The sequence below is a fragment of the Burkholderia sp. A9 genome (genome assembly GCF_000801975.1).
Genome location: NZ_JSZN01000015.1, coordinates 26,732 through 41,244, shown reverse-complemented (window position 1 = coordinate 41,244; position 14,513 = coordinate 26,732). Strand labels below are relative to the sequence as shown.

Annotated in this window: 16 protein-coding genes and 1 pseudogene; 8 read left to right on the top strand and 9 right to left on the bottom strand. The window is 68.9% G+C overall.

Annotated elements, in window-relative coordinates; genetic code table 11:
- Window positions 1-114: 114 nt before the first annotated feature.
- From PI86_RS17455 to PI86_RS07295, 3 genes are read right to left on the bottom strand one after another with little or no spacing between them, the layout of a single operon-like run.
- Window positions 115-273, bottom strand: a complete 159-nt coding sequence (locus PI86_RS17455; protein WP_162835534.1) for a hypothetical protein — start codon at window positions 271-273, stop codon at window positions 115-117.
- Between the two features lie 45 nt (window positions 274-318).
- Window positions 319-588 carry a hypothetical protein gene (locus PI86_RS07300; RefSeq protein ID WP_039320388.1) on the bottom strand — a complete coding sequence of 90 codons (270 nt, stop codon included), beginning with the start codon at window positions 586-588 and terminating at the stop codon, window positions 319-321.
- Window positions 589-634: 46 nt separating this feature from the next.
- Window positions 635-820, bottom strand: coding sequence for a hypothetical protein (locus PI86_RS07295; RefSeq protein ID WP_014900317.1), 186 nt, complete (start codon window positions 818-820; stop codon window positions 635-637).
- A 351-nt stretch (window positions 821-1,171) separates the two neighbouring features.
- Between PI86_RS07295 and PI86_RS07290 the strand changes: the two genes are divergently transcribed.
- Window positions 1,172-3,064, top strand: coding sequence for a DUF3857 domain-containing transglutaminase family protein (locus PI86_RS07290; RefSeq protein ID WP_039320385.1), 1,893 nt, complete (start codon window positions 1,172-1,174; stop codon window positions 3,062-3,064).
- 56 nt (window positions 3,065-3,120) lie between these two features.
- Window positions 3,121-3,288: a hypothetical protein gene (locus PI86_RS17450; RefSeq protein WP_014900315.1), complete on the top strand. Its 168-nt coding sequence runs from the start codon at window positions 3,121-3,123 to the stop codon at window positions 3,286-3,288.
- A gap of 58 nt (window positions 3,289-3,346) precedes the next feature.
- Here the strand turns inward: PI86_RS17450 and PI86_RS07285 are convergent, their stop codons facing one another.
- On the bottom strand, window positions 3,347-4,381 hold the full coding sequence (locus tag PI86_RS07285; RefSeq protein ID WP_039320382.1) for an AraC family transcriptional regulator: 1,035 nt from the start codon (window positions 4,379-4,381) through the stop codon (window positions 3,347-3,349).
- A 70-nt stretch (window positions 4,382-4,451) separates the two neighbouring features.
- Between PI86_RS07285 and PI86_RS07280 the strand changes: the two genes are divergently transcribed.
- On the top strand, window positions 4,452-5,663 hold the full coding sequence (locus PI86_RS07280; protein ID WP_039320379.1) for an MFS transporter: 1,212 nt from the start codon (window positions 4,452-4,454) through the stop codon (window positions 5,661-5,663).
- A 76-nt stretch (window positions 5,664-5,739) separates the two neighbouring features.
- Here PI86_RS07280 and PI86_RS07275 read toward each other — a convergent pair whose 3' ends face one another.
- On the bottom strand, window positions 5,740-6,207 hold the full coding sequence (locus tag PI86_RS07275; protein WP_039320376.1) for a MarR family winged helix-turn-helix transcriptional regulator: 468 nt from the start codon (window positions 6,205-6,207) through the stop codon (window positions 5,740-5,742).
- Between the two features lie 82 nt (window positions 6,208-6,289).
- Between PI86_RS07275 and PI86_RS07270 the strand changes: the two genes are divergently transcribed.
- Both PI86_RS07270 and PI86_RS07265 read left to right on the top strand, forming a co-directional pair.
- Window positions 6,290-6,658, top strand: coding sequence for a hypothetical protein (locus PI86_RS07270; RefSeq protein WP_039320374.1), 369 nt, complete (start codon window positions 6,290-6,292; stop codon window positions 6,656-6,658).
- Between the two features lie 102 nt (window positions 6,659-6,760).
- Window positions 6,761-7,378, top strand: coding sequence for a glutathione S-transferase family protein (locus PI86_RS07265; RefSeq protein ID WP_014900310.1), 618 nt, complete (start codon window positions 6,761-6,763; stop codon window positions 7,376-7,378).
- A gap of 58 nt (window positions 7,379-7,436) precedes the next feature.
- On the opposite strand, the gene PI86_RS07260 is transcribed toward PI86_RS07265, so the two are convergent.
- From PI86_RS07260 to PI86_RS07245, 4 genes are all read right to left on the bottom strand, one after another.
- Window positions 7,437-8,159, bottom strand: a complete 723-nt coding sequence (locus PI86_RS07260; RefSeq protein WP_039320725.1) for an HAD family hydrolase — start codon at window positions 8,157-8,159, stop codon at window positions 7,437-7,439.
- Between the two features lie 29 nt (window positions 8,160-8,188).
- Window positions 8,189-9,160, bottom strand: coding sequence for an ornithine cyclodeaminase family protein (locus tag PI86_RS07255; protein ID WP_039320371.1), 972 nt, complete (start codon window positions 9,158-9,160; stop codon window positions 8,189-8,191).
- A gap of 159 nt (window positions 9,161-9,319) precedes the next feature.
- Window positions 9,320-10,450, bottom strand: a complete 1,131-nt coding sequence (locus PI86_RS07250) for a DSD1 family PLP-dependent enzyme (protein WP_039320369.1) — start codon at window positions 10,448-10,450, stop codon at window positions 9,320-9,322.
- Between the two features lie 111 nt (window positions 10,451-10,561).
- Window positions 10,562-11,488 carry a LysR family transcriptional regulator gene (locus PI86_RS07245; protein WP_152608061.1) on the bottom strand — a complete coding sequence of 309 codons (927 nt, stop codon included), beginning with the start codon at window positions 11,486-11,488 and terminating at the stop codon, window positions 10,562-10,564.
- 122 nt (window positions 11,489-11,610) lie between these two features.
- On the opposite strand from PI86_RS07245, the pseudogene PI86_RS07240 reads away from it, so the two are divergent.
- The 3 genes and pseudogenes from PI86_RS07240 to PI86_RS07230 all read left to right on the top strand — a co-directional run.
- Window positions 11,611-11,811, top strand: a pseudogene (locus tag PI86_RS07240) (transcriptional regulator); the annotation flags it as partial.
- Window positions 11,812-12,070: 259 nt separating this feature from the next.
- Window positions 12,071-12,673 (top strand): DUF2760 domain-containing protein, encoded by a 603-nt coding sequence (locus PI86_RS07235; RefSeq protein ID WP_039320365.1) that lies wholly within the window; start codon window positions 12,071-12,073, stop codon window positions 12,671-12,673.
- Window positions 12,670-14,511 carry an Hsp70 family protein gene (locus tag PI86_RS07230; RefSeq protein ID WP_039320363.1) on the top strand — a complete coding sequence of 614 codons (1,842 nt, stop codon included), beginning with the start codon at window positions 12,670-12,672 and terminating at the stop codon, window positions 14,509-14,511. Before PI86_RS07235 ends, PI86_RS07230 begins: the two co-directional genes overlap by 4 nt.
- Window positions 14,512-14,513 lie beyond the last annotated feature (2 nt).

Below are 14,513 nucleotides of genomic sequence, written 5' to 3'. Positions count from 1 at the left end.
GCGTGCCGGCGCGTAACGCGCGCCGGTCGCCCCGGAGCCGGACCTCCGCTGCAAGGCCGACGGTGTGGCGTCGAACGACGCCGTGCCGTCGGCCGATTTTTATGCGCGGCGCGATTACGGACGATGATGCGTATGCGAGCGCGTCGAGCGCCGCGCGGACCGGTGCAGCAGCTTGTCGCGCGTGCGGTCGCGGCCGCGTCGGGCCGCGAAGAACAGCACCGCGAGCACGAGAATCGCGAGCAGCACGAGGGTCCGGACGATACCGTTTTCCATGTCGCCTCCGGCAGGATGAGGGACGAGGTGCGCCGTGGGCGGGCGTCAGCGCGTCAGCTTGCCGGCCAGCTTCGTATCGATGAAGCGCCTGGCCAGCGCGATCGAGACCCTGACCGCGTCCGTATCGTTGCGGAACACGTGGTGCTTCGGGGCGAGCAGGTGCGCCTCGTGGCGACCGCCGGCATCGCGCCAGTACACGACGGCGAGCGGCGGGTACAGCGCGCCGAGCTCGAGGCCTTCGCCGGCCACCGCGTCGACCAGCGCGCCCGCGCGGATCTCGCATTGGCGATAGGTCAGGCAGAGCGGTGATTCCATGGCGATTCCCTGCGCGGGCGCCGGTCGTTCCGACCCCGCGCCGTATTCACGTCAGCATCGGCATCGCTTCGATCAGCGCGATGCCGAGCAGCGCGCCGATCGCGGCGCCGACCAGCTTCGGGTGCCAACGCTCGAGATGCAGCGCCGTCAGCAGCGCACCGAACAGGATCACGCCCAGCAGCGCGAACGCGATCACGAGGTAGCCGATTTCGAAATCGTTGTTGATCAGCATGATGTCTCCTTCCCCATGTCGGCGTGCCGGTTTCACCGAACCTTCATGCGTTTCGGCGCCGCCGCACGCACGCTTGACCTGCCTCGATTATATGTCACAACATGATATAAAAACCGGTCGCACGGGGAGCCTGACGCGAAACGGAGCTATCCGCACGTGCGCCTCGCGGCGGTCCCGTGCCGGCCGGAATGTCGTGCGGCGCGGCCTGCCGCCGTGCGGCTTGACGCTCGCCGGCACGTCTCCCACACTGGACTCAACAACCGGCGCACATCACGCGGGACGGAGCCTTGTCCGTGCCGATGGGTGTCGGTCGCGCCCCGACCTGAACACGAACGTGCGGAGAGCTTCGACGTGGTGCGTTTTCCGTTCCGCCTGACCGGCCGGCGCTGCGCGGTTGCGCTCGCCGTCGCTGCCGTTGCGCTTGCGCGGCCCGCGCTTGCCGATTCGCGCGACGAAGCGCCCGTCACGCTGGTCAGCGATGTCCACCTGTTCGTGCTTCAGCACGACGGCTCGCTCGACGAGGAAGACGATTCGACGCTGCGTGCGAACGATGCGAACGGGATCGACGCGATCGCGCAGCGCTACGTGTGGTTCGACAAGAACCTGGAGAAGGTCGACCTGGTCGCGGCCGAGACGATCGATCGCGACGGTGTCGCGCATCCGGTCGGCGCCGACGGCATCCGCGACGTACAGGAGCCGCGTTCGGCCGGTGCGCCGACCTTTCAGGACGGGTTGTTGCGCACCGTCGTGTTTCCCGGCGTCGAGGCCGGGTCGAGCACGCGCATCGTGTTCCGCAAGACGCGCACGAAGCCGGTCAACGCCGGCTACTTCGGCTACTACGTCGAACCGTCGCGCGAGCCGGTGGACAACCAGCGGCTGATCTTCGACGTGCCGGCCGACCTGCCGCTACATGCGGACGCGCGCGGCTACGTCGCGTTGCCGCCCGTCACGGCGAACGGCCGCACGCGCTACGCATTCGAGTATCGGCACGGCCCGTACGACCGGATCGAGAACGGCTCGGTCGGCTATCCGACTTACGGCGACCGGCTCGTGGTGTCCACGCTGCCCGATTACGCGGCGTTCGCCGCGCGCTATCGCGATGCGGCCGTCGACCCGAGCGTGGCCGATCCGGCCGTCGTGCAACTTGCGCGCGCGTTGACCGCCGACGCCGCCGATCCGCATGACAAGGCGCGCATCCTGTACGACTGGGTGCAGGCGAACGTGCGCTACGTCGCGCTCTTTCTCGGCGAGACGGCCGCCGCGCCGCATCGCGTGACGGACATCCTGCGCAACCGCTACGGCGACTGCAAGGATCACGTTGCGCTGTTCGGCGCGTTGCTGGCGGCGGTCGGCATCCGCAGCGAAGCGGTGCTGATCAATCTCGGCTCCGTGTACACGCTGCCGTCGGTGCCTGGTTATGGCGGCGGCGCGATCAACCACGCGATCACGTGGCTGCCCGATCTCGGGCTATACGCGGATACCACGACGGCCGGCATCGCGTTCGGCTACCTGCCGCCGATCGTGATGGATCGGCCGGCGCTGCTCGTCGATACCGGTGTGCTGTCGCGCACGCCGGCCGCGCAGCCGCGGCGCCGCACCGCGCGGGTGGAGATCGATGCCGCCCAGCCGGGTGTCGCACGGTTTCATGCGCTCGTCGAGGATGACGGCTGGACGGCGGAACTCGAACGCAACCTGTTTCGCCGCGCGCCGCCCGACCGCATCCGGCAGCTCGCGAACGAACGCGTGCGGCAAAGCGGACTGCGCGGCCGCGCGCAGATCGCGACGAGCGATCGCCGCGTGACGGACGGGCCGTTCGACGTGACCTTCACCGGCACGCTCGACCACGTCGTGTGGCCGGACGGCACGACTGCGGTGCCCGCGCTGTCGAGCCTCACGGGCGGCATCGCGACGCAGGTCGAGGGCTGGCTGGCCGAACCGGTACGCACGCAGCCATGGGCGTGCATTGGCGGCACGTTCGACGAGACCGGCCAGATCGCGCTGCCGGCCGACGTCGCGGTGACCGACCTGCCGGCCGATACGGCCGTGCACGACCGCTTCGTCGAGTTCACGTCGCATTACGTATTCGATGCGGCCGCGCGCGTCGTGCAGGTCACGCGGCGGATGAAGGCCGAGTTCGGCCGGCAGGTCTGCACGCCCGATGAGTTCGCGGCGCTGCGCGCGGTGCTCGAACGCATCGAACGCGATACGCAGGCGCAGATCGTCGTGCGGGCGCAGGGGCGTTGAATGGGTGAAGGCAGTGAGCGCGTCGCCGTCATCGGCCGACGCGCAGGAGGGACATCATGACGGAACGAGACCAGGAGATCGCCGATCTCTCGAGGGAATTGCTGGGCCGGATCGTGCAGGGCATGGTCACGAACGGCGCGACCGTGGATGCGGAGCAGTGCGCGGCGCTGGCGGTGCAGTGTGCGACGGCGCTGGTCGACAAGCTTGACGCGCGCAGCGGCTGAGCGGAATCGTGACGGCGGGCGCCGCGTTTCGTGATGCCGGGGCGCGCTGCGTTGTGCGTCACGCGTCGGCGTGCGCCTCGCCTTCCGCCCGCATCGCGCCCGGCGGCTTGCCGATCACGCGCTTGAACGCGCGGCTGAACGCCGCGAGCGACCCATAGCCGAGCCGGTATGCGACCGCCTCGATCGTCTCGCGGTCGCGTGCGATCCACTGCGCGGCGAGCCGCATCCGCAGTTCGGTCAGGTAACGCACCGGCGTCATCCCGGTGGCCGCGAGAAAGCGCTCGGCGAACACCGAGCGCGACACGCCCGCTTCGGCGGCCAGTTCCGCGACGCTCCAGTTGCGCCCCGGGTCGCGATGCAGTGCGACGATCGCGCGGCCGAGCTTCGGTTCGCGCAGCGCCTGCACCCAGCCCGTCGCGTCGCCGCACCCGCACTCGACCCAGCCGCGCACGATGAACGCCGCGACCACGTCCGCGAGCCGCGCGAGGATGCCCGCGAAGCCCGCGCGCTCGGCGCACGATTCGCGCTCCATCGCATCGAGCATCGGGCGGATTTCCGGGTAGCGCGCGAGCAGCGTGCCGACGTGCATGAACTCCGGCATCGTCCCGACGAGCGGCTGCATGCCGCCGAGATCGAGTTCCATGCACGCGCTGAAGATCAGCGCATCGCCGGCGGCCGGCTCCAGCGCGGCGCACGAGGTCGCGCCCACCGACGCGACCGTGTCGCAGATCTTCGCGACCTCGAAGCCGCCGATCTCGCGGCAGGTGGCGTCCGGATCGGACACCAGCGCATGCGTGCGGCCGTGCGGCAGCAGGATCGCGTCGCCGGCCTCGAGCCGCACCGTCGTGCCGGCCGCGTCGCGCAGCAGCACGGGCCCGCGCCCGACGAAATGGAACTGCGCACGGCCCGGCGCGTGGCCGAAGCTCAGCCCGAACGGCCGCGGCACCTGGATGCGGCGGTACTGCACGCCGCTCAGGCGCATCCCCAGCAGCAGCTCGCTGACGAGGTCGTGTACGTCGGGCACGGGGGGAAGCAGGGGCTCGGACATCGCAAGATTCGGACGATCGATCAACAAGAACGGATTGTATGTCATAGACCGTCCTGCCGTCGTTCCTTACGATACGCCGTCATCAGTACTTTCCCTATCCCACTCGGAACGACCCATGAATCCCGGAATCTCCTCTGCCGCCACCACGGCGGCCCCCCGCGAGCCGGCCTGGGGCGCCGTCTTCGCGATGACGCTCGGCGTGTTCGGTCTCGTCACGGCCGAATTCCTGCCCGCGAGCCTGCTCACCCCGATGGCCGACAGCCTCGGCGTGAGCGAAGGCGTGGCCGGCCAGGCCGTCACGGCCACCGCGACAGTCGCGCTCGTCACGAGCCTGCTGATCTCGGCGCTGACCCGCACGATCGACCGGCGGCGCGTGCTGCTCGCGTTCTCGGTGCTGCTGGTCGCGTCAAATCTCGCGGTCGCGTTCGCGCCCGACCTGACGACGCTGCTGATCGGCCGCGTCGTGCTCGGCGTCGCGCTCGGCGGGTTCTGGACGATGGCGACGGCCACCGCGATGCGGCTCGTGCCGACCGCGATGGTGCCGCGCGCGCTGTCGATCATCTTCAGCGGCGTGGCGGTCGCGACGATCGCCTCTGCGCCGATGGGCAGCTACTTCGGGCACCTGATCGGCTGGCGCAACGTGTTCCTGATCGCGGCCGGGCTCGGCGGCATCGCGTTCGTGTCGCAGGTCATGACGCTGCCGTCGATGCCGCCGAGCGGCACGACGCGGCTGCGCACGCTCGTCGACGTGCTGCGCCGGCCGACCGTCGGCCTCGGGATGTTCGCAACGATCCTCGTGTTCACCGGGCATTTCGCGTTCTTCACGTATCTGCGGCCATTCCTCGAACAGGTTGCCGGCGTCGGCGTGAACGGGTTGTCGGCGATCCTCCTCGGCTACGGCATTGCGAACTTCGTCGGCACGTCGCTCGCGGGCCGCGTGCTCGAGCACCGGCTGCGGCCGATGCTGATCGGGATGCCGGCGCTGATGGTCGTGCTCGGCATCGCGCTCGTCGCGCTCGGCCGTGCGCCGGTCATCGACGCGGTGCTCGTCGCGTTGTGGGGGATGGCGTTCGGCGGCGTACCGGTCGCGTGGTCGACGTGGGTCACGCGCACCGTGCCCGACGAGGCCGAGAGCGCAGGCGGGCTGATCGTCGCGGCGATCCAGCTCGCGATCGCGACGGGCGCAGCGGCCGGTGGCGTCGTGTTCGACGCGAACGGCGCGGGCGGCGTGTTCCTGGGGGCGGCTGCGGTGCTGGCCGTGGCGGTCGCGACGATCGTGACCGGCGTGCCGAAGCGGGTCGGCGTGGCGCCTGCGCTGGCTGAATGACGCAGGTGCTGGCCGCTCGATTCGAGTATGGGTCGGCCTGCTGTCCGGTACGTCGAGAAACCGGCGAGCGTGCGCTTCAGCGGCGCGTAGCGGGATCCTCCGACAGCGCGCGCAACTGGCCGCGCAACACATCGACTTCTCCTGCCGCGAACGGCCGTTCGATGTCGGCGTGCGCCTGCTGCCACAGCGGGAACGCTTCGGCGAGCAGCTGATGGCCGGCCGGCGTGAGTTCGAGCAGGCGGCTGCGCTTGTCGTCCGGGTCCTGCGTGATGGTCACCAGGCCGCGCCGCTCGAGCGGCTTGAGCGCGGCCGTCAGCGTGGTGCGGTCCATCGCGAGCAGCGACGCGACCGATTTCATTGCGGCCGGTTGCGGCCGGTTCAACGACATCAATAACGAAAACTGGCCGTTGGTGAGATCCAGCGGACGCAGCACGTCGTCGAAGATGCGCGCGAGATTGCGCGCCGCGCGCTGCATGTGCAGGCACAGACAGCAATCGCGCACCATTAGCGTCGTTTCGAAAGGGAGCTTTTCTTTGCGTGCCATGTTGCAATTGTGTTGATATCAACCTATCGTGTCAAGGGCGAGGAGCGGCGCCCCGTCGCTCCCGCCATCGGACGGAGGAAGCATGAGTGCTCAACAGCAGTTGTATCTCGCGGTATTCCTCGGCAGCAAGGAGAGCGCGGCCATGAAGGCGTGGCTGGCGCTACCGGAGGACGAGCGTCGCACCCGGGAGCGGGAGGGGATCGCCGCGTGGCATGCGTGGGTCGACCGGCATCGCGACGCGATCGTCGAGCTCGGCGGGCCGCTCGGCAAGACCAAGACGATCGGCAACGGCGGCGTCACGGACACCGCCAATGCGATGAGCGGGTTTACCGTCGTGCGTGCCGAGTCGCACGAGGCCGCGGCCGCGCTGTTCGAAGGCCATCCGCATTTCACGCTGTTCCCGGGCGAGGCGATCGACGTGATGCCGGTGCTCGCGGTGCCCGGCATGTGAACGGCGCAGGCGCCGTGCGCGCGGTCGTCGCGGTCGTCGCGGTCGATGGGCCGTGACCTGCGGGCGCGGATGTTCCCCGACATTTTCGATGGAGACATTGCGATGAAGCTTTACGGATTCGCCGGCACGCGCTCGCAACGCGCGCTCTGGGGGCTCAAGGAACTGGATGCGGATTTCGAGTTCGTGTCGGTCAACCTGCTGGCGGGCGAGCACAAGCGGCCCGAATTCCTGCGCATCAACCCGGCCGGCAAAGTGCCCGTGCTGGTGGACGGCGATCTCGTGATTCCCGAGTCGGCCGCGATCGTGCTGTACCTCGCAGACAAGTATCCGGAGAAGGCGCTGCTGCCGGTCGATCCAGCACTGCGTGCGCAGGCGTATCGGTGGGTCATGTTCGCGGTGACGGAGCTCGAGCAGCCGCTGTGGCGCATCACGCGGCATTCGTTCATCTATCCGCCGGAGAAGCGCTCGCCGGCCGATATCGAGTTGGCACGCGAGGATTTCGCGACGATGGCCGCGATCCTCGACAAGCATCTCGAAGGGCGCGAATTCATCGTCGGCGACGCGTTGACGGTGGCCGATTGCGTGACGGTTTATCTGATCGACTGGGCGAGCGAATGCCACCTGATCGAACCGTTCCCGCAATTGCGCGCATATCTCGAACGGCTTTACGCGCGGCCGAAGGCGCCGCAACGGATCGCGGAGGCCCGCAAGGCGGCGTGAAGCGGTGGTCGGTCAGGTCGACGGGCGTGATCGACTGCGTTATCCCGCCGGCTCGCGGTCACGACACCTCGACCGGCCCACCGAGCACGCGACACAGCGTCGACAGGTCGCGAATGGTCAGATGAGGAGACGGGGCACGATGCGCAGCGTGCTCCGCTTCCTGGCCAGCGTGGCGCACCACCCAAGCCGCCTGAAGCCCCGCGTTCAACGCGCCGACGACATCGAGGTGAAAGTCGTCGCCGACGTGAAGCAGTTCCGCCGCATGCACGCCGAGCGCCGCGGCGGCCGCATGGAAGATCTCCGGCTCGGGTTTCGCGAACCCGAACGCACGCGCGCTGAGCGTCTCGCGAAAGAACTCGCCGCCGCCGGTCAGCCGAAGGTCCGCGTTGCCGTTGGTCACCGCGATCAATGGAAACCGCGCGCTCAACCACGCGAGCGTCGGCAACGCATCGTCGAAGAACTCGACCTGGTTTCGCGCGGTATAGAACACGTCGTATGCGCGGTCGGTCAGCGTGACGTCTTCGTTCGCCCGCTCCAGCGCAAGGCGGATCGATCCGATTCTCAACGCACGATAGTCGCTGACGAGGTCGGGCCGCGCGCGCTCGTACTCGTCGCGCAATTGGCTCAATGCCTGCGACGTGGGCAGTACGCTCGCGGTATTGGGCGCATGTTCGATCAGCCAGGCGTGAAGCGACGCTTCGGCCCGTTCGACGGAGGGCCCGAACGGCCACAGCGTGTCGTCGAGGTCGAACGAGATGGCGGAGACTTTGGAGGGATGCATGGCGATGGAAGATACCACGCGCTCGCCGTTCACCACGGCCACGGGACGGAGCGTCCCGCGCCATTCTCGACGGCCTGCCGATACAGGAAGCGCGCGACGGTCAGGTCCTGAAGCGCGAGCCCTGTCATGTCGAACACGGTGATCTCGCCCGGCGCGCGATCGACCGACACGGTCCCGGCGAGCACCTCGCCGATTTCAGTGCGTGGCAGATCGGGCGCCCATTGGCACTCGCCGATGCTGCGCGCCTGCTCGTGATCGTCCACGAAAATGCGCGCGCGCTCCAGCACGCCTTCGGGCAGTTCGCGCTTGCCGGCGGTGTCCGCGCCGACGCAGGTCAGGTGAGTGCCCGGCTGAACTGCGTCCGCGTCGAACAGCGGGCCGCCGCCCGGCGTTGCCGTGATGACCACATCGCTGTCGGCCACCGCATCGTTGCGGTCCCGTGCGACGCGGATGTCGCAGCGTTCGCGGAATGCCGATTCGAACACCGGGTCCGATGCGCCGCTGACGTTCACGTACAGCACCGAGCACCGTTGCGGCAGCAACCTGATCGCATAGTCGAGCTGGACGCGCGCCTGCACGCCGGTGCCGAACACGCAGATTCGCGCGCTGTCGCGGCGGGCCAGCGCCTGCAGGCCCAAGCCCCCGGCCGCACCGGTCCGGGCGGTGGTGATCGCGTTGCCGTCCATGATGCAGAGCGGGCGGCCCGTGGCCGGATCGAACAGCGCGATCGTCGCCTGGTGCGGCTCACCGCCCCGGCTTCGATTACCGGGCCAGAACCCGGCCGCCTTGAAGCCGAGCAGATCCTGGCTCGCGACGTCACCCGACTTGATGCCAAACACGCCGCCGGTATGCAACTTCTCGCGCACGACCGGGAACACGCGTCCGGCGCGTTGGCTGTGCAACACGAAGGCTTCGCGGACCGCCGCCATCACTTGTTCGGCTTGAAGGGCCGGTTCGACGACATCGCGGTCGAGAAGAAGGAGTTGGGCGTCTGACGGCATGGTGGGCGAGCCTGTTGAGGTGCAAAGCGAATCGCGAATTATATAGTTTGTACAGATTTAGACGAATGGTCAATGTCGCTCTGACTAGCGTGCGGTGGCTGGTTTCGTCGTCGGAAATCGGCGCATCACGTCACTGCACCGACCGCGCCCGAGTGATCCCTACCACCCGTAGAAGCGCGGCCAGGTTTGAATGGTGTCGTCGCCGCTTAGCGCGTGGTATTCCGGATGCTGCGCACCGGTCGCGCACGCGTGGTTCGGCAGGATCCGCAAACGGGTGCCGATCGGAAACCGCTTCGCGATGCCCGTGTCGGGCGTACCGCTGCGGGACACGATACCGTGCTCCTGATTGGCCGCGCTCATGACGTACTCGCCGAGCACTTCGCCGTCTTCGGTACACACCTGCCCGTAGCCGAAATCCCGCGCCTGCCGCTGCGTGCCGCGATCGCGGCTCATCGCCATCCAGCCCGCGTCGACGATCGCCCAGCCTTTTTCTTCCTGGTGTCCGATGACGGTGGTCAGCACCGACAGCGCGATGTCGGACAGCGCGCACACGCCGATGTTGTGCATCACGAGGTCGAACAGCACGTACACGCCCGCGCGGACTTCCGTCACGCCGTCGAGGCGCTCCGCGGAGAGCGCGGTCGGCGTCGATCCGATGCTCACGACCGGGCAGGGCAACCCGGCTGCCCTGAGCCGCTCCGCGGCGCGCACGGTCCGGCTGCGCTCCTGTTCGGCGATCGCGACCAGCGCTTCGCGGGTGTCGTATTCGTAGCTGGAGCCGGCATGCGCGAGCACGCCGCCAAGCGTCATGCCGCCGTCGTTCAGCGCACGGCCGACGTCGATCAGCCGGTCGTCGTCGGGCGGAATCCCCGAGCGATGGCCGTCGACGTCGATCTCGATCCAGACTTCGAAGCGTTCGCCGTGCTCGCGACCGAATTCTGCGATCGCGTTCGCGGTCTGCAGGCTGTCCGCGACGATCTTCAGGTCGCAGCCCTGCCGGCGCAGCGCGAGCGCCTGGCCGAGCCTGGCGGGAATCATCCCGACTGCGTAGACGATGTCGCGCACACCGGCCGCGAAAAACTGTTCGGCCTCCTTCAGCGTCGACACCGTGATGCCTTGTGCGCCCGCCGCGAGCTGCGCGTCGACGACGTGCCGGCACTTGGTCGTCTTTACGTGCGGCCGGAACCTGACGCCGAGCGCGTCCAGATGCGCCTGCATGCGTGCGATGTTGTCGCGCATGCGATCGACGTCGATCAATGCGGCGGGGGTGTTGAGGGGAGGGATGCCCATGATGCGTTGCCTCGAGGATTTCCGATGCAGACATCGTAGGGCGTTTGGCATTCCGTATGTTTAACGCATGCCAAATCGATCATTAAGCAATATTTAATCGCGGGACGGCGCTCATGCCTTGCCGCGCCACGGTGGCGGATCGAGAAACTGCGTCGCGGCTTCGAGGAAAACCCGTTGCCGCGCGGAGCGGCCGGTGCGCGACGGCAGCAGCGCGGTCACGGGCGCGGGCGGCAGATGCCAGTCGGGCAGCAGCCTGACCAGCTTGCCGTTCGCCAGCAGCGGCGCGACGTCCCACTCGGAGCGTTCCACGATGCCGAGCCCGGCCAGTGCCCAGTCGGTGATGACGGTGCCGTCGTTCGACGACAGCGCGCCCGTGACGCGGATCACCGCCGATCGTCGGGATTCGCCCTTGCCGTCGCCGGCTTGCGAAAAGCGCCAGCGCGGAACGTCCTCGTCGTTTTCACGCAGGCACAGACAGTCGTAGCGGGCCAGGTCGGACGGATGACTCAGTGCGTTGATGCGACGCGCGTAGCCGGGGCTCGCGCACAGGAAGCGCTCGTTGGGTGCGAGCGGATAGCCGATCCACGACGACGATTTCAGGCTGCCGACATGGATCACCACGTCGGCTCCCGACGCACTGGTCAACGGGCTTTCCGACAGGTGCAGCGAGATCTCGAGCTTCGGATGCGCGCGCTGCACGTCGCGCACGATCCGCGCGACATACTTGCGCCCGAAGCCGAACGGCGCGACGACGCGCAGCGTGCCTTGCACGTCGCCGCGGTCGCCGGAGAGGTTGACCGGCAGTGCCTCGACACGCTCGAGAATGTCGACGGCTTCCTGGTACAGCCGCTGACCTTCTTCGGTCAACGCGATGCCTTTCGACTGCCGCACGGCGAGCCTGACGTTCAAGCGCGCCTCCATCCGCTGCAGGCGCATGGTGACCGCGGGCGGAGTGAGGTCGAGCAAGCGCGCGGCGGATGCCAAGGAGCGCGACGCGCCGATCGCGCGCACGAGTCGAAGGTCGTCGAGGTCGAGCATTTCGTTTCTCTTAATGCTGGCGTTGCCGAGCATTAAACATCACATCACGTCTGTTGCGCGAGATCGCTGGCCATCTCCGTCCGCGCGCCGACGAACAACGCATCGATCGGCACGACCTGCCCGTCGGCGAGCCGCCGGTGTTTTCCGATCTGGTGGCCGATGATGCGCCCGAATGCCTGGTCGAACAGGCGGTCAACGCGCATCTGTCGGCCACGCTGAACGAGGCCGAAGCGGCGCTGCTCGCGCGCTTCGGCGAAGTCACGCTGGGCACGCTGTCGCGCGAATTCGAAGCGACGGCGGCACGTCGCCGCAAGCCGCGCTGACGCGCCGCAACATCGCGGCCGACGGCAACTAGCCGGCAGTCCGACGCAATCCGGCGCGGCGCAAAATCTGCACGCCGTTGTGTTCTGTCCCCCAACTTCTGCCCGGTTCGCCCGTCACAGGGCAAAATACGGGTTTTCCGCACCCGAGAGGGTGCGTCCGAATCACGCGCCGGGCGGCGGCAGTGCGCAATCGCACGCCGCCGCCCGGCGCCCAGGCAAGCTGCTCGCCGTGTCGCGAGCCCACAGGAGTCCAGACCCCATGCCCGAATCCAACCTGTCCTTCTTCGGCCGGCTATCGCTGGCCGTCGGCACGTTCTTTTCCGTGATCGGCAATCGCGAGTTCGCGGCCGGCGTGCTGCGCGTGCGCGACGGCGCCCCGGTACCGGCGCCGGCCGCACCCGCTCCGGCCCCGGTTGCGCCGGCCCCCGCCGCGGCCCCGGCGCCCGCGCCCGTGAAGGCGCCGGCCCCCGAGCTGCGCGAAGCGAGCCCGCAAGCCGCGCTGCAACTGCTCGGCCTGTTGCAGCGCGATGCGCGCTTCATCGATTTCGTCGAGGAAGACATCGCCGGCTACGCGGACGCCGACATCGGCGCCGCCGCACGCCTTGTGCACGACGGTTGCCGCACTGCGCTGCGCGAGCACTTCACGATCGTGCCGGTGCGCGACGAAGCCGAAGGCAGCCGCGTGACGCTGCCGGCCGGCTTCGACGCGACGGCCGTGCGCGTGACGGGCAACGTGGTCGGCGCCGCGCCGTTCACGGGCACGGTCAGCCATCGCGGCTGGCGCGTGGCCGACGTGCGCCTGCCGAAGCTGACGGGCAGCCACGACGCATCGGTGGTCGCACCGGCGGAGGTGGAACTGTGAGCGATCCGCGCTATTCGATCGGTATCGACCTCGGTACGACCCACTGCGCGCTGTCGTACGTCGACAGCGCCGCGAGCGACGGTGAAACCATCACGCAGCAGGTGCTGCCGATCGCGCAGCTGACCGCGCCCGGCGCGCTGGAGTCGCGCGACCTGCTGCCGTCGTTCCTCTACCTGCCGCATGAAAGCGAGCTGACGCAGGGCGACCTGACGCTGCCGTGGACCGCCTCGCGCGGCTTCGCGGTCGGTGAAATGGCCCGCACCCGCGGCGCCGGCACGCCGATCCGCCTCGTGTCGAGCGCGAAGAGCTGGCTGTGCCACCCGGGCGTCGATCGCCGTGCGGCGATCCTGCCGAGCGACGCGCCGCCCGAGGTGTCGCGCGTGTCGCCGCTGGAAAGCTCGATCCGCTACCTGACCCACCTGCGCGAAGCGTGGGACCACACGCACCCCGACGCGCCGTTCGCCGACCAGGACGTGACGGTCACGATCCCCGCATCGTTCGACCCGGCCGCGCGCGAACTGACGGCAGAAGCCGCCCGTGCCGCCGGCTACTCGCGGATGACGCTGCTCGAGGAGCCGCAGGCCGCGCTTTACAGCTGGATCCAGAAGAGCGAAGGCGGCTGGCGCAAGCAGGTGCAGGTCGGCGACCTGATCCTGTGCGTGGACGTCGGCGGCGGCACGACCGACCTGTCGCTGATCGCGGTGGTCGAGCGCGACGGCAATCTCGAACTGCATCGCGTGGCGGTCGGCGAGCACATCCTGCTCGGCGGCGACAACATGGACCTCGCGCTCGCGCACGTGGTCGCGCGCAAGCTCGCGCAGCAGGGTACACAGGCCGATCCGTGGCAACTGCGTGCGCTGACCTACGCGTGCCGCGCGGCGAAGGAAACGCTGCTGTCCGACCCGACGACCGACGCGGTGCCGCTCGTCGTGCCGAGCCGCGGCTCGAAGCTGATCGGCGGCTCGATCCGCACGGAGCTGACGCGCGCCGAACTCACGCAGATCATCCTCGAAGGCTTCTTCCCGCAAGTCGACGCGGCCGCGCGGCCGGTGAGCCGCGCGCGCGTCGGCCTGACGCAGCTCGGCCTGCCGTATGCGCAGGACGCGGGCATCACGCGCCATCTCGCGGCGTTCCTCGGCCGCCAGGTCGCGGCGCTCGACGCGCTCGAAGGCGTGCAGCGCACGCTGCCGCAGGGTGCGACGTTCCTGCATCCGACCGCGGTGCTGTTCAACGGCGGCGTGTTCAAGTCGACGCTGCTCACGCAGCGCGTGCTCGATACGCTCAACGGCTGGCTCGCAGCGGAAGGCGCGCCGGCCGCGCGCCTGCTCGAAGGCGCGGATCTCGATCTCGCGGTCGCGCGCGGCGCGGCGTACTACGGCTACGTGAAGCGCGGCCGTGGCGTGCGCATTCGCGGCGGCACGGCGCGTGCGTACTACGTCGCGATCGAATCGGCGATGCCCGCGGTGCCGGGGCTGGAGCCGCCGGTGCAGGCGCTGTGCGTCGCGCCGTTCGGGATGGAGGAAGGCTCGGATGCGGCGCTGCCGCCGCAGGAGTTCGGCCTCGTCGTCGGCGAACCGGTGCAGTTCCGCTTCTTCGGGTCGTCGGTGCGTCGTCAGGATCAGGTTGGCACGCTGCTCGACTACTGGTCGCCGGAAGAGCTGCAGGAACTCGAGGAAATCCAGGCCACGCTGCCCGCCGAAGGGCGCACGGTCGGCGAGGTCGTGCCGGTGAAGCTGCATGCGCGCGTGACCGAGGCCGGCACGCTCGAACTCGAGGCGATCCCGAGCGGCACCGACGAGCGCTGGAAGGTCGAGTTCGACGTGCGCGGCGCCGCCTGAAC

Bases quoted from the DNA above. Each gene is read 5' to 3' on its own strand.
- PI86_RS07280 (WP_039320379.1), top strand. From the start codon at position 4,452: ATGAATCCCGGAATCTCCTCTGCCGCCACCACGGCGGCCCCCCGCGAG.
- PI86_RS07300 (WP_039320388.1), bottom strand. From the start codon at position 588: ATGGAATCACCGCTCTGCCTGACCTATCGCCAATGCGAGATCCGCGCG.
- PI86_RS07275 (WP_039320376.1), bottom strand. From the start codon at position 6,207: ATGGCACGCAAAGAAAAGCTCCCTTTCGAAACGACGCTAATGGTGCGC.
- PI86_RS17450 (WP_014900315.1), top strand. From the start codon at position 3,121: ATGACGGAACGAGACCAGGAGATCGCCGATCTCTCGAGGGAATTGCTG.
- PI86_RS07295 (WP_014900317.1), bottom strand. From the start codon at position 820: ATGCTGATCAACAACGATTTCGAAATCGGCTACCTCGTGATCGCGTTC.
- PI86_RS07285 (WP_039320382.1), bottom strand. From the start codon at position 4,381: ATGACATACAATCCGTTCTTGTTGATCGATCGTCCGAATCTTGCGATG.
- PI86_RS07250 (WP_039320369.1), bottom strand. From the start codon at position 10,450: ATGGGCATCCCTCCCCTCAACACCCCCGCCGCATTGATCGACGTCGAT.
- PI86_RS07235 (WP_039320365.1), top strand. From the start codon at position 12,071: ATGCCCGAATCCAACCTGTCCTTCTTCGGCCGGCTATCGCTGGCCGTC.
- PI86_RS07270 (WP_039320374.1), top strand. From the start codon at position 6,290: ATGAGTGCTCAACAGCAGTTGTATCTCGCGGTATTCCTCGGCAGCAAG.
- PI86_RS17455 (WP_162835534.1), bottom strand. From the start codon at position 273: ATGGAAAACGGTATCGTCCGGACCCTCGTGCTGCTCGCGATTCTCGTG.
- PI86_RS07265 (WP_014900310.1), top strand. From the start codon at position 6,761: ATGAAGCTTTACGGATTCGCCGGCACGCGCTCGCAACGCGCGCTCTGG.
- PI86_RS07260 (WP_039320725.1), bottom strand. From the start codon at position 8,159: ATGCATCCCTCCAAAGTCTCCGCCATCTCGTTCGACCTCGACGACACG.
- PI86_RS07255 (WP_039320371.1), bottom strand. From the start codon at position 9,160: ATGCCGTCAGACGCCCAACTCCTTCTTCTCGACCGCGATGTCGTCGAA.
- PI86_RS07245 (WP_152608061.1), bottom strand. From the start codon at position 11,488: ATGCTCGACCTCGACGACCTTCGACTCGTGCGCGCGATCGGCGCGTCG.